Source organism: Pseudomonas sp. Irchel s3h9, from assembly GCF_900187475.1.
GTDB lineage: Bacteria > Pseudomonadota > Gammaproteobacteria > Pseudomonadales > Pseudomonadaceae > Aquipseudomonas > Aquipseudomonas neuropathica.
The window spans coordinates 1-13,236 of record NZ_FYDH01000016.1 but is presented as its reverse complement, the minus strand read 5'-3'; the positions used below and the strand labels follow the sequence as shown (position 1 = coordinate 13,236).

Annotated in this window: 14 protein-coding genes; 5 read left to right on the top strand and 9 right to left on the bottom strand. The window is 59.3% G+C overall.

The genetic code is table 11. From position 1 onward, the window contains the following. Nucleotides 1-73: 73 nt before the first annotated feature. Complete coding sequence (gene xerD, locus CKW26_RS23520) at nucleotides 74-970, bottom strand: site-specific tyrosine recombinase XerD (RefSeq protein ID WP_095050345.1); 897 nt, start codon at nucleotides 968-970, stop codon at nucleotides 74-76. Between the two features lie 107 nt (nucleotides 971-1,077). On the opposite strand from xerD, the gene CKW26_RS23515 reads away from it, so the two are divergent. Beyond that, a complete protein-coding gene (locus CKW26_RS23515; RefSeq protein ID WP_095050344.1) occupies nucleotides 1,078-2,886 on the top strand; it encodes a sodium:proton antiporter in 1,809 nt (602 codons plus the stop codon). 119 nt (nucleotides 2,887-3,005) lie between these two features. Here the strand turns inward: CKW26_RS23515 and CKW26_RS23510 are convergent, their stop codons facing one another. The 6 genes from CKW26_RS23510 to ffh form a co-directional block, all read right to left on the bottom strand. Further along, the gene (locus CKW26_RS23510) at nucleotides 3,006-3,419 is read right to left on the bottom strand and encodes an acyl-CoA thioesterase (protein WP_093436815.1); all 414 of its coding nucleotides are present in this window, start codon (nucleotides 3,417-3,419) and stop codon (nucleotides 3,006-3,008) included. 91 nt (nucleotides 3,420-3,510) lie between these two features. Beyond that, nucleotides 3,511-3,861: a 50S ribosomal protein L19 gene (rplS, locus tag CKW26_RS23505; protein WP_003175895.1), complete on the bottom strand. Its 351-nt coding sequence runs from the start codon at nucleotides 3,859-3,861 to the stop codon at nucleotides 3,511-3,513. Nucleotides 3,862-3,906: 45 nt separating this feature from the next. Continuing rightward, nucleotides 3,907-4,659 (bottom strand): tRNA (guanosine(37)-N1)-methyltransferase TrmD, encoded by a 753-nt coding sequence (trmD, locus tag CKW26_RS23500; protein ID WP_095050343.1) that lies wholly within the window; start codon nucleotides 4,657-4,659, stop codon nucleotides 3,907-3,909. Nucleotides 4,660-4,661: 2 nt separating this feature from the next. Next, entirely contained in the window at nucleotides 4,662-5,198 is a 537-nt protein-coding gene (rimM, locus tag CKW26_RS23495) for a ribosome maturation factor RimM (protein ID WP_093436819.1), read from the bottom strand. 5 nt (nucleotides 5,199-5,203) lie between these two features. Continuing rightward, on the bottom strand, nucleotides 5,204-5,455 hold the full coding sequence (rpsP, locus tag CKW26_RS23490; protein ID WP_016986371.1) for a 30S ribosomal protein S16: 252 nt from the start codon (nucleotides 5,453-5,455) through the stop codon (nucleotides 5,204-5,206). A gap of 311 nt (nucleotides 5,456-5,766) precedes the next feature. Beyond that, the gene (ffh, locus tag CKW26_RS23485) at nucleotides 5,767-7,143 is read right to left on the bottom strand and encodes a signal recognition particle protein (protein ID WP_007908988.1); all 1,377 of its coding nucleotides are present in this window, start codon (nucleotides 7,141-7,143) and stop codon (nucleotides 5,767-5,769) included. Between the two features lie 210 nt (nucleotides 7,144-7,353). On the opposite strand from ffh, the gene CKW26_RS23480 reads away from it, so the two are divergent. From CKW26_RS23480 to CKW26_RS23465, 3 genes are all read left to right on the top strand, one after another. Then, entirely contained in the window at nucleotides 7,354-8,166 is an 813-nt protein-coding gene (locus CKW26_RS23480; protein WP_095050342.1) for an inner membrane protein YpjD, read from the top strand. A 12-nt stretch (nucleotides 8,167-8,178) separates the two neighbouring features. Next, nucleotides 8,179-9,420 (top strand): transporter associated domain-containing protein, encoded by a 1,242-nt coding sequence (locus tag CKW26_RS23475; RefSeq protein WP_095050341.1) that lies wholly within the window; start codon nucleotides 8,179-8,181, stop codon nucleotides 9,418-9,420. A gap of 315 nt (nucleotides 9,421-9,735) precedes the next feature. Next, nucleotides 9,736-11,052 carry an MFS transporter gene (locus CKW26_RS23465; protein ID WP_095050339.1) on the top strand — a complete coding sequence of 439 codons (1,317 nt, stop codon included), beginning with the start codon at nucleotides 9,736-9,738 and terminating at the stop codon, nucleotides 11,050-11,052. A 120-nt stretch (nucleotides 11,053-11,172) separates the two neighbouring features. Here the strand turns inward: CKW26_RS23465 and purT are convergent, their stop codons facing one another. Further along, nucleotides 11,173-12,354, bottom strand: coding sequence for a formate-dependent phosphoribosylglycinamide formyltransferase (gene purT / locus CKW26_RS23460; protein WP_093436840.1), 1,182 nt, complete (start codon nucleotides 12,352-12,354; stop codon nucleotides 11,173-11,175). Between the two features lie 100 nt (nucleotides 12,355-12,454). Continuing rightward, nucleotides 12,455-12,922 carry a VUT family protein gene (locus CKW26_RS23455; RefSeq protein WP_095050338.1) on the bottom strand — a complete coding sequence of 156 codons (468 nt, stop codon included), beginning with the start codon at nucleotides 12,920-12,922 and terminating at the stop codon, nucleotides 12,455-12,457. A gap of 166 nt (nucleotides 12,923-13,088) precedes the next feature. Here CKW26_RS23455 and CKW26_RS23450 point away from each other — a divergent pair. Continuing rightward, the coding region (locus CKW26_RS23450; protein ID WP_141231873.1) for a transposase at nucleotides 13,089-13,236 on the top strand (148 nt) is incomplete at its 3' end.

The window sequence follows — 13,236 nt, the reverse complement described above, 5'->3', positions numbered from 1 at the left end:
GCGATCTTTTGATTCTGTTTTTAAGATCAAAAGATCGCAGCCTTCGGCAGCTCCTACAGGGGGAGGTATGTAGTCAGCCGCGCGGGTGGTGTTTGGCGTGCAGATCCTGCAGGCGCGCGCGCGCGACGTGGGTGTAGATCTGCGTCGTGGAAAGGTCGCTGTGGCCGAGCAACATCTGCACCACGCGCAAATCCGCGCCATGGTTGAGCAAGTGCGTGGCAAACGCATGGCGCAAGGTGTGCGGCGACAGCGACTTGCCGATCCCAGCGACCTCGGCCTGATGCTTGATCCGGTGCCAAAAGGTCTGGCGGGTCATCTGCTCGCCGCGCTGACTGGGGAACAGCACATCGCTGGGCCGGCCACCAAGCAATTCGCCGCGACCGTCACGCATGTAGCGCTCGACCCAGACGATCGCCTCTTCGCCCATGGGCACCAGCCGTTCCTTGCTGCCCTTGCCCATCACCCGCAACACACCTTGACGCAGGTTGACCTGTTCCAGCGTCAGGCTGACCAGTTCTGTCACGCGTAAACCGCAGGCGTACAACACCTCAAGCATGGCGCGGTCACGCTGGCCGATCGCTTCGCTCAAATCCGGGGCCTTCAACAGCGCTTCCACATCGGCTTCTGAGAGCGACTTGGGCAGAGGCCTACCGAGTTGCGGCATGTCGACGCGCAATGTCGGGTCGACGCTGATCATCTTTTCCCGCAGCAAATAGCGATAAAAGCCACGCACCCCGGAAAGAAATCTGGCAGTGGAGCGCGGTTTGTAGTTCTGCTCCAGACGCCAGGCCAAGTGATCAAGGATCAGCTCACGACCGGCATTGATCAGTTCCAGGTTTTTCTCCTGCAACCAGCCATTGAACAGCGCCAGATCACTGCGATAAGCGCCACGGGTGTTATCGGACAGGCCTTTCTCCAGCCATAAAGCGTCGAGGAATTGATCAATCAGTGGATGGTCGATGGCAGGCATGGGCGCTCAAGTCACACAGCCTCAAGACTGTGCGCAAATGTAGAGTGAACTGTAGGAATGGGCGCTAGTCTTTCATAGCCCGCTAATTCAAGGAACAGGGAGCATCAATGAACGAGCAGCAAATTCTCTTGGCATTTGGCGGGATCGGCGCGGCCGCGCTGGGTTGCCAATGGCTGGCCTGGCGCCTGAAGCTGCCGGCGATTCTGTTTCTGTTGTTGACGGGGATTCTGGTCGGCCCGGTGCTGGGCTGGCTTGATCCACAGGAGATGTTCGGGCCGCTGCTGATGCCGCTGGTGTCGCTGGCGGTCGCGCTGATTCTGTTTGAGGGCAGCTTGACCCTGCACCTGTCGGAGTGGAAGGAGATCGGCAGCGTCGTTCATCGCCTGGTGACCATTGGCGCGATCTCGACCTGGATCGTCATCGCGGTCGCCACGCATTTTCTGCTCGGCTTCGACTGGATGCTGGCCATCCTGTTCGGCAGCCTGACACTGGTCACCGGCCCGACCGTCATCGTGCCGATGCTGCGCGTGGTGCGGCCGAAAGCCTCGATCGCCAACATTCTGCGCTGGGAGGGCATTGTCATCGACCCGATCGGCGCCCTCCTCGCCGTGGTGGTTTACAGCTTCATCATTGCCAGCGCCGAAGGGCACGGCCTCAAGCAGAGTCTGTTCACCTTTGGCGGGGTGATTCTCTGCGGCGCGGTGTTCGGCATTGTCGGTGGCTGGCTGCTTGGCACCGTGATCCGCCGGCAATGGCTGCCGGAGTATCTGCATAACCTCGCCTCGCTGGCAGCGGTGCTGGGGATTTTCATTGCCGCCAACGAAGTGATGCATGAATCCGGCCTGCTGGCGGTAACGCTGATGGGCATGTGGCTGGCGAACATGAAAGGTGTGGATGTACGGCACATCCTGCACTTCAAGGAAAACCTCAGCGTGCTGCTGATTTCCGGGTTGTTCATCTTGCTGGCGGCGCGACTGGACTTGTACGCCTTGATCGGTTTGGGGCCGCTGGTGCTGATTCTGCTGTTGGTGATTCAACTGATCGCTCGACCGCTGAACGTGCTGCTCAGCACGGCCGGTTCCAGCCTGAGCTGGCGTGAGCGCGCGTTGCTGTGCTGGATTGCGCCGCGCGGGATCGTTGCAGCGGCGGTGTCGGCGATTTTCGCGATTCGCCTGCACGAGGCCGGGCACGAGGGAGCATTGCTGCTGGTGCCGCTGACGTTTGCGGTGATCATCGGCACTGTGGTCCTGCAAAGTGCGACTGCGCGGCCACTGGCACGACTGCTCAAAGTTGCGGAGCCAGCACCGAGTGGCTTCCTGATCGTCGGTGCCAACGGCCCGGCGCGGGAGCTGGGCAAGTCGCTGCAGCAACTCGGCAGTCGCGTGCTGCTGACCGACTCGAGCTGGGAAAACATTCGTGCGGCACGCATGGAGGGTTTGCCGACCTACTTCGGCAACCCGGCTTCGCAACATGCCGATGCGCATCTGGATCTGGTCGGACTTGGGCATTTGCTCGCGCTGTCGCCGTCGGGTGAACTCAATACCTTGGCGGCGATGCGCTTTCGGCATGATTTCGGCCATCAGCGCCTGTTCGGTCTGGCCAGCGGCCATGAAAGCCGCCGCAGTGACAAGCACCGCGCCAGCCTTGAACATCGTGGCAATCAGTTGGGCAGCGAGGCGTTTACTTACGCGAAACTCGCCAGCCAGATGGGCCAGGGTGCGGAGTTATACAGCACGACGCTGACGGATGGTTTTGGCTGGGAGGATTACCGGGCGCTGCATGGTAATCGTGCGACCTTGCTGTTCATGCGCGATGACAGCGGGTGGGTGCATGTGGTGACGCCGGAGACTGCTGTGAAACCAGGATCCGGGTGGACGCTGCTGGCGTTGATTCAGCCTGAGGCCAGCGGCGCCTGAGCTGACGCCTTCGCGAGCAGGCTCGCTCCCACAGGTTCTGTGCCGGACACAAATGTTGTGTTCACCCCCGATCACTGTGGGAGCGAGCCTGCTCGCGAATGGCGCGACTCGGTATCAGATCAAGCCGCAAAACCCGGCAGCACCGGCACTGGCCGCTTGTCATCATCAATAGCAACAAAGCTGAACTGCCCATGAATCGCCTTCTCGCGGCCATCGCAGCTCATGCTTTCGACGAACACTTCCACCTCGACCTTGAGGCTGGTGTTGCCGACCTTGATCACCTTCCCCACCAACTCAACGATCGAGCCCGCTGGGATCGCGTGGTTGAAGTCGATACGGTCAGTCGACACGGTCACCAGCGGCAAGCGGCAGAAACGCGTGGCGGTGATGAAGGACACTTCATCCATCCATGCCAGCGCTGTGCCGCCGAACAAGGTGTTGTGGTGGTTGGTGGTCGGCGGGAAGACGGCTTTGGTTACGCGAGTTACCGAGAGTTCGGTACGGCGCTGGATTTCCTGGTCGCGGGGAGTCATGGTTCTGGCCTGAAACGAAGGTACGGTGAATAAATTGCAGGCAACAAAAAAGCAGCCCGTAGGCTGCTTTTTTCTGCATCGGAAGCTGGACTTAAGCCAGTTTTTCCTTGATGCGAGCTGCTTTACCCGACAGGTCGCGCAGGTAGTACAGCTTGGCTTTACGTACGTCACCGCGACGTTTAACAGCCATGCTGTCGATCTGCGGGGAGTAGGTCTGGAAAGTACGTTCTACGCCAACACCGTTGGAGATTTTACGAACGGTGAACGCACTGTTCACGCCGCGGTTACGCTTGGCGATTACAACGCCTTCGAACGCTTGCAGACGGGAACGATCGCCTTCCTTCACTTTCACCTGAACGACAATAGTGTCGCCTGGGGCGAAGGTAGGGATTTCTTTGGTCATCTGCTCTGCTTCGAGTGCAAGGATGATTTTGTTGGTCATGCTGTGCTCCTAAGGTAAATCGTTCGATCTACCATCGATACGTTGTTAACTATCGTCCCGCTCGCGGATGTATTCCTCGAGCAGCTTCTTCTCTTCTCCAGAAAGCGAGCGGCTTTCCAGAAGATCGGCGCGTCGTTCAAAGGTCCTACCAAGGGACTGCTGTAAACGCCAACGCCGGATATGCGCGTGATTGCCACTCAGCAACACGTCGGGAACACGCTGATCCGCATACACCTCAGGTCGGGTGTAGTGCGGGCAATCCAGCAGACCATCCGTAAAGGAATCTTCCTCAGCGGAATCCGCATGCCCTAAAGCTCCAGGCAGCAGTCGTGTAACCGCATCGATCAGGACCATGGCCGGCAGCTCGCCGCCAGACAGTACATAGTCGCCAATCGACCACTCTTCATCGACATGAGCCTCAATAAAGCGCTCGTCAATGCCTTCATAGCGGCCGGCAATCAGGATCAATGCATCCGATTGTGCCAGCTCGCATACCGCCGACTGAGTCAGTTGACGGCCTTGGGGGGACAGGTAAATCACCTTCGCCGCCTCCCCGGCTGCTGCCTTGGCCTGAACCAGAGCATCTTCCAGGGGCTTGATCTTCATCACCATGCCCGGACCACCGCCAAACGGGCGATCGTCCACAGTGTGATGCCGATCCGTCGTGTAATCTCGCGGATTCCAACAGGTCAGCTGCAAGAGCCCCTGTTTGACCGCACGACTGGTGATGCCGTAGTCGCCGATGGCGGAAAACATCTCGGGAAACAAACTGATCACTTCTACGCGCAAATTAGCCACGTTTAGAAGTCCGCGTCCCAATCCACCTTCATCTCGCCCGCGGCCAGGTCGACAGCCAACACACATTGCTCCGTATAGGGCAACAGGCGTTCGCGATCATCCAGGCTGCCAGCGCAAGGCTTGACGACCATTACATCATTGGCGCCGGTTTCCAGAAGATGATCGATTTTCCCGAGCAATTGCCCAAGGGTGTCGATGACCTTCAGACCTTCCAGCTGGTACCAGTAGTACTCGCCTTCGGTCAATTCAGCGAACAGATTGCGCGGCACGCAGATCTCATAACCGGCCAGAAGACGAGCTTCTTCACGATCATCAAGACCCTTGAGCTTTGCGACCAGGAACTTATCGTTCCCGCGTCCACTGACCAGCTCGACCTGTTTCACATTGCCTTCGCGCTTGAGCGTCCAGGTTTTGTACTGCAACAGGTTTTCAGTCGGATCAGTAAAGGAATAAACCTTCACTTCGCCGCGAACGCCATGAACAGAATAAATTTTGCCAATAACGATCAAATCATCGGCAACAGCAGGCGTCGCGTTCATATTGCTCAGGCCGCAGCCTTGGCAGATTCCTTCAACAACTGAGCAACGCGCTCAGAAGGTTGTGCACCAACGCTCAGCCAGTAGGCTACGCGCTCTTGGTTCACGGACAGACGGGTTTCCTGACCACGTGCAACAGGGTTGAAGAAACCAACCTGTTCTTTGTGGGAGCCGTCACGCGGGTTACGCGAGTCGGTTACGGTCAGGTGGTAAAACGGGCGCTTTTTGGAGCCGCCAAGGGCAAGACGGATTGTTAGCATGTGAACATCGTTCCTGTAGTCGGTGCTGCAAATCTAAATGCACAGCGGGCATGGGTGCCCGAAAGGCCGCATATTCTAAGGAATATCCGGACTTTTGCAAATGACTTTTTCCGGCGCCTATGGCATGCCGTGCAGATCTGCATATAGAGCCGTCGATGAAAACGGCCAGTCAGCTCCCGCCGAGTGCGGGTTTGCTGTTGATCCCGCATCCTTGCGGGGCCTACGCCGGTGCGACGACCGGCGAGATTCCAGTATCCCGTCTCACCCATTTCACTCACTTTTGGCGAGTGAAATAGGTGAGACGGGACACCTTACATTTTTGGCATGCCGCCGCCGGGCAGCATTCCGCCCATGCCGCGCATCATTTTCGCCATACCGCCCTTCGCGGAGAATTTCTTCATCATCTTCTGCATCTGCTTGTGCTGCTTGATCAAGCGACCGATGTCCTGCACCTGGGTGCCGGAACCCATGGCGATCCGACGCTTGCGCGAACCGCTGATCAGCTCAGGGTCGCGGCGCTCGGCCGGGGTCATGGAGTTGATGATGGCTTCCATCTGCTTGAACTGCTTCTCTGCGGCGTTCTGGGCATTGCCCATTTGCGACAGGTTGACGCCGCCGATGCTCGGCAGTTTGTCCATGAGCCCGCCGAGGCCGCCCATGTTCTTCATTTGTTGCAACTGATCGCGGAAGTCTTCGAGGTCGAAGCCCTTGCCCTTCTTCAGCTTCTTGGCCAGTTTGTCGGCCTTGTCCTTGTCGAGCGTCGCTTCAGCCTGTTCGATCAGGCTGAGCACGTCGCCCATGCCGAGGATCCGCGAGGCGATACGCTCAGGGTGGAACGGATCGAGCGCTTCGCTCTTCTCGCCCATACCGATGAACTTGATCGGCTTGCCGGTGATGGCGCGTACCGACAGGGCGGCACCGCCACGGGCGTCGCCGTCGACCTTGGTCAGGATCACACCGGTCAGCGGCAGTGCATCACCGAAGGCCTTGGCCGTGTTGGCCGCATCCTGACCGGTCATGGCGTCAACCACGAACAGGGTTTCGACCGGGTTGATCGCGGCGTGCAACGCCTTGATCTCGCCCATCATCTCTTCGTCGATATGCAGACGACCGGCGGTATCGACGATGACCACGTCGATGAATTTCAGTTTTGCTTCTTTAATAGCTGCGGTGGCGATGTCGACCGGTTTCTGGCTCAGGTCGGACGGGAAGAACGTCACGCCGATGTCGTTGGCCAGGGTTTCCAGCTGCTTGATCGCCGCAGGACGGTAGACGTCCGCCGACACGACCATGACCGACTTCTTCTTGCGCTCTTTAAGGAAGCGCGCCAGTTTGCCAGCGGTGGTGGTTTTACCCGCACCTTGCAAACCGGCCATCAGAATCACGGCGGGCGGCACAGCGCTCAGGTTCAGATCTTCGTTGGCCGCGCCCATCAGGCTTTCGAGTTCAGCCTGGACGATCTTCACGAACGCCTGGCCCGGCGTCAGGCTGCGCGACACCTCGGTGCCGACAGCGCGCTCCTTGACCGAATTGACGAAGTCCTTGACCACCGGCAGAGCGACGTCGGCTTCGAGCAACGCCATGCGCACTTCACGCAGGGTGTCTTTGATGTTGTCCTCGGTCAGCTTCGCCTTGCCGGTGACATGGCGCAGCGTCTGCGAGAGACGGTCGGTTAAGTTTTCAAACATTGCGCGATCCTTTCAGGCCCTGTGTAGACCGGGATAATGGCGGCCCAGACCGGAATCAACATGTGCTCGGCGAGCCTGCGGCGTGGGCAGGTCGCGGATTATAGCGAAGACTGCGGCTGGCGGACACCTCGCTGTCAGCTTCCTGAGTCTTTCGTGCCATGGCGGTTCTATGCCAAACTCAGCCCCTTTCGGGCTTGCCTAACAGGATTTATGCTCCCCTTGTCACCCAGTTTATTGACCACTCTCGCCGCCGCCCTTCTATATGCCGCTGCGACCCTTTATCAGAGCACTCGTCTGGCCACCGGCGCCAAGGCGAACAAGCGCCTGCTGGTTACCCTCGGCGTCTTCGCCGTGTTGGCCCACGGCGCCAGCCTGCTCACTCACTTGCTGACCCCGATCGGTCTAGGCCTGGACTTCTTCAGCGCCTCGAGCCTGATTGCCGCGGCAGTGATCGCGCTGACACTGATTGCCTGCTCGCGAATCCCGGTGGAAAACCTGCTGGTGCTGCTATTTCCGCTGGGCGCGATCACCGTGCTGCTGGCGCAATTCGCGCCGACCGGCACCGTGCAGATCATCGACGAAGAGCCGGGCATCCTCGCGCACATTCTGTTGTCGATCCTCGCCTACGGCATGTTCACCATCGCGGTGTTCCAGGCCTTGTTGCTGCTGGTGCAAGACCACCAACTCAAACACAAGCACCCGTCCGGGCTGATCAAGAATTTCCCACCGCTGCAAACCATGGAAAGCCTGCTGTTCGGTTTCCTCTGGGCCGGCTGGACACTGCTGTCGCTGTCGCTGATTTCCGGCTGGCTGTTCGTTGAGAACCTGTTCGCCCAGCATCTGGTGCACAAGACCCTGCTGGCGTGCCTGGCCTGGATCGTCTTCAGCGTGTTGTTGTGGGGCCGCAATCGCCTCGGCTGGCGCGGTCACAAGGCGATTCGCTGGACCCTCGCCGGTTTCTGCCTGCTGATGTTGGCGTACTTCGGCAGCAAACTGGTTCGTGAATACATCCTGCACATCTGACGGGCGGCATAAATGGACGGTTTGCCCCTTGGGCCGATGCTCGCGGTATTTGTCCTGCTGATTTTATGGTCAGGGTTGTTTACCGCCGTCGAAATCGCGCAGCAACACCTGCTCGCGCAACGCACCGCCTCGCGCGCCAGCGATAAGCCGCTGGCGAAGCTGAGCTTCCCGCTCGACAGCCTCATTCTCTGCAATACCCTGTGCCGCGCTCTCGCGGTCGTCATCGCGACACTGCTGGCGATTTTCCTCTGCGAAGAAAACGGCCCTTGGGCTGCGTGCCTCGGTGCCGGCGCAATTCTGCTGGTGTTTGCCGATTACTTCCCGCGCACCGTCGCCCAGCGTTATCCCGATGCGGTGCTGGCGTTTGGCAATACCTTGCTGACCGTGCCACTGAAGATTGTCTATCCGTTTGCCTGGTTGTTCAGCCGTATCAGCGGTTTGCTGATGACTCCATTTGCACGCAAGGTTCAGGTCGTGCAGCAAAGCGAAGATGACTCGCCTGCCGATCGGTACGACGATCCAGAACACCCGGTCCGGGCGCACCCGGTCTCAGGCATTCATGCGCTGGACAATATTACGGTCAACGACATTCTGGTGCCGCGCAGTGACGTCGACGGCATCAACCTCGATGACTCGATCGAAGAAATCATCGAACAACTGCGGCATAACAAGCGCACACGCCTGCCGGTGTTCCATAGCGACATCAATCAGGTTGAAGCGGTGCTCAACACCCGGCAGATCCGGCACCTGCTGAACAACGGTGATCTGACGCGCGAAGCGCTGCTGGCCGCTAGTTACGAACCGTACTTCGTGCCGGAAAGCACGCCGCTGCAACTGCAACTGCTGAACTTCCACAAGCAGCAGCGGCGCCTGGGCATGGTCGTGGATGAGTACGGCGAAGTGCTCGGCATCGTCACGCTGGAAGACATTCTCGAAGAAATCGTCGGCGAGTTTGAAAGCGAGCACAGTCTGGATAATCCGCATATTCATCCACAGGGCGATGGCCGCATGGTCATTGACGGTGCCGCGTCGATCCGCGAGCTGAACAAGTGCCTGGGTTGGCATTTGCCGAGCGATGGGCCGAAAACGCTGAATGGGTTGGTGACTGAAGCGCTGGAGACGATTCCCGAGAGTGCGGTTTGCTTGAAGATCGGGCGCTATCGGCTGGAGATTCTCGAGACCGAGGAGAACCGGGTGAGCAAGGTGCTGATTTGGCATACCTCGTCTGTGCCTGCTTTGCTGCCTGCCCGATAAAAGATCAAAGATCAAAGATCAAAAGATCGCAGCCTTCGGCAGCTCCTACATTTGAAATGCGTTCCCATGTAGGAGCTGCCGAAGGCTGCGATCTTTGTTCTTGTTTGATCGTTAGCCCCCTTCCTATAATCGAGGCGCTTACCCAAGCCCCGCCGAACCTCGTGCTTACCCCGCACCTGACAGGTTTCGGCCATTTCTGCATTACACCGGCGACTGTTCCTACCTGAAACAGCGACCGCGCCTCATCCCACATCCCTGGGTGCTCGACCATAATAATTCGCTCCAATGGAGCTCATGACTGTCAGGGATCACCGCATGACGACCAGTACCGCTTACAGTGCCACCGCGCCTGCCCAACCGACGAATTCCGCCACCCGCGTGGCGACGGCGAGTTTTATCGGCACCGCGATCGAGTTCTACGACTTCTATGTTTACGCCACCGCCGCCGCTTTGGTGATCGGGCCGGTGTTCTTTCCTCAGACCTCTGGCACCGCGCAGATGCTGTCGGCGTTCCTGACCTTCGGCATCGCCTTCCTCGCCAGACCGCTGGGTTCGGCGCTGTTCGGCCACTTCGGTGACCGTATCGGGCGCAAGTCGACGCTGGTGGCCTCGCTGCTGTTGATGGGCGTGTGTACGACGCTGATCGGCGTGCTGCCAGGTTACGCCACGATTGGCGCCTGGGCGCCGATTCTGCTGTGCGTGCTGCGCTTCGGACAGGGCCTGGGATTGGGCGGTGAATGGGGTGGTGCTGCATTGCTGGCCACGGAAAACGCGCCGAAAGGCAAGCGTGCGTGGTTCGGCATGTTTCCGCAGCTCGGACCTTCGATCGGCTTTCTCGCCGCGAACGGCTTGTTTCTGACCTTGGCCATGACCCTCGATGACGAGCAGTTCCGCAGCTGGGGCTGGCGGATTCCGTTCCTGCTCAGCGCAGCGCTGGTGATGGTCGGTCTGTATGTGCGATTGAAACTGCATGAAACACCGGTGTTTGCCAACGCCATCGCCCGTCAGGAGCGGGTGAAGATACCGCTGGTCGAGCTGTTCAGTCAGTACTGGGCGCCGACATTGCTGGGCGCGGCGGCGATGGTGGTCTGTTATGCGCTGTTCTATATCTCGACGGTGTTCTCACTGAGTTACGGGGTTTCCACACTTGGCTATAGCCGCGAAACCTTCCTCGGGCTGCTGTGTTTTGCCGTGCTGTTCATGGCCGCCGCCACGCCGCTGTCGGCTTGGGCCAGCGACCGTTACGGGCGCAAACCGGTGCTGATCATCGGTGGCGTGCTGGCGATTCTTTCCGGGTTCCTGATGGAGCCGTTGCTGACTCAGGGTTCGACCTGGGGCGTGGCGCTGTTTCTGTGCATCGAGCTGTTCTTGATGGGCGTGACGTTTGCACCGATGGGCGCGCTGTTGCCGGAGCTGTTTCCGACTCACGTGCGTTATACCGGTGCTTCGGCGGCGTATAACCTGGGCGGCATAGTCGGGGCCTCGGCGGCGCCGTTCTTTGCGCAGAAACTGGTGGCGATGGGCGGTTTGAGTTATGTCGGTGGGTATGTGTCGGGGGCGGCGGTGCTGAGTTTGATTGCGGTGCTGTGCCTGAAGGAAACGCGTGGCAACGATCTGAATCAGGTTGCCTGACAGAAGATCAAAAGCTTCGCGAGCAGGCTCGCTCCCACAGGTTTTTGGGGTTGGTCACAGATTCTGTGTTCACCCAATCCCATGTGGGAGCGAGCTTGCTCGCGAATGTCGCGACTCGGTTTAGAGCTCGACCACAACAGCCTGAGCAGCGCGGGTCGCCTTGGCACGAGCGGCTTCGATCGACTCATCTCGCGCCAGCGCCACGCCCATGCGGCGCTGGCCATTCACTTCCGGCTTGCCGAACAGTCGCAGCGCCGTGTCCGGCTCGCTCAACGCCGCGCCGAGGTTGGCGAAAGCGGTCTGAGTCGACTGCCCTTCCACCAGAATCACCGCCGAAGCCGATGGCCCGAACTGACGGATCAGCGGTACCGGCAGGCCCAGAATTGCGCGAGCGTGCAGGGCGAACTGCGACAGATCCTGCGAAATCAGCGTTACCAGACCGGTGTCATGCGGGCGCGGCGAAACTTCGCTGAACCACACCTGATCACCCTTGATGAACAGCTCAACGCCGAACAGACCGCGACCACCCAGCGCTTCAGTTACCGCTTTGGCAACGCGCTCGGATTCAGCCAGGGCAACCGGGCTCATGGCTTGCGGCTGCCAGGATTCCTGATAGTCACCCTTCTCCTGACGGTGACCGACCGGCGCGCAGAACGTAGTGCCGCCGATGTGGCGCACGGTCAGCAGGGTGATCTCGTAATCGAAATCGATGAAACCTTCGATGATCACCCGGCCTTTGCCGGCGCGACCGCCCTCTTGCGCATAATCCCATGCCTTCTGCACGTCATCAGCGCTACGCAGCAGGCTCTGGCCTTTGCCCGACGAGCTCATGACTGGTTTGACGACGCATGGGAAGCCTAGGTCCTGAACGGCTTTGCTGTAGTCCTCGAAGGTGTCGGCAAAGTGGTACGGCGAGGTCGGCAGGTCCAGCTCTTCGGCGGCCAGACGACGGATGCCTTCGCGGTTCATGGTCAGTTGCGCAGCGCGCGCGGTCGGGATCACGGTGAAGCCTTCGGCTTCCAGTTCGACCAGCGTGGCGGTGGCGATCGCTTCGATTTCCGGCACGATGAAGTGCGGTTTCTCGGCTTCGATCACGGCACGCAGGGCAGCGCCGTCGAGCATATTGATCACGTGACTGCGATGGGCAACCTGCATGGCTGGCGCATTGGCGTAGCGATCGACGGCAATCACTTCAACGCCCAGGCGTTGCAGCTCGATCACCACTTCCTTGCCCAACTCACCACAGCCACACAGCAATACGCGGGTCGCGGTTGGCGACAATGGAGTTCCGATACGGGTCATCTCAGGTCCTCAAAGAAGCGGATCATCGAGGAAAGCAACGCTAGACGCGCTTTCCATGGGGAGAAAGCGCGGCATTTTACATGAACCTGAGGCTTTGGCTTCAGCCAGCGACGGCCTGCTTACGCTCGCGCCAGGCCATGATCAGCCAAACGGCAGTGACGCCGGCGAATTTCGAAGCCAGAGCGGTGATGATCACCGGCGGCGTCAACAGGTCGATCATGCCGAAGAAGATGAAGGTATCGAGCGGAATACTCAGCGCCGAACTGATCCACAAGCGATCACGCAAGGGCCGTTTGGTGATGCTGAATACTAGCCAGTCGATGATCTCGGACACCGCAAACGCCGTGGCACTGGCTAATGCGATCGACGGATCGGAGGTGACATAAGACAGCACCAGCGCCGCCAGCATCGCCACCAACGCACCGTGGCCGAAACGGGTTTGCACCATGTCGCGCAACACGAACACCAAGCCGCCCCAGGCCGACCAGATGATGTCCAGGTGTGGCGCGGTGGAGAAGGCGAAGTTGATCAGCACAACGCTGCTGATGTAGGCGATGAGGAAAATCATGGAGGTGACCTGTCAGATTGGCGCACAGATTACTGGACCGGCAGATCAAGAGCTACCCCCTCACCCCAGCCCTCTCCCCCAAGGGGGCGAGGGGGAAAGTGATCTGGCTTAATGATTCTGGACACCCCTAAAGGGCGTTAATCTACGCCCAACGACGAGGTGTGATTTGACCAGACGATATTTTTCGACAGATTTCAAACGGGATGCGGCTTGCCTGGTTTTGGATAAAGACTATTCGGTGAGTGAAGCCTGCGAAGCAATGGGCGTGGGCCCTACAGCTCTGCGTCGCTGGGTTGAGCAACTGCGTGCGGAGC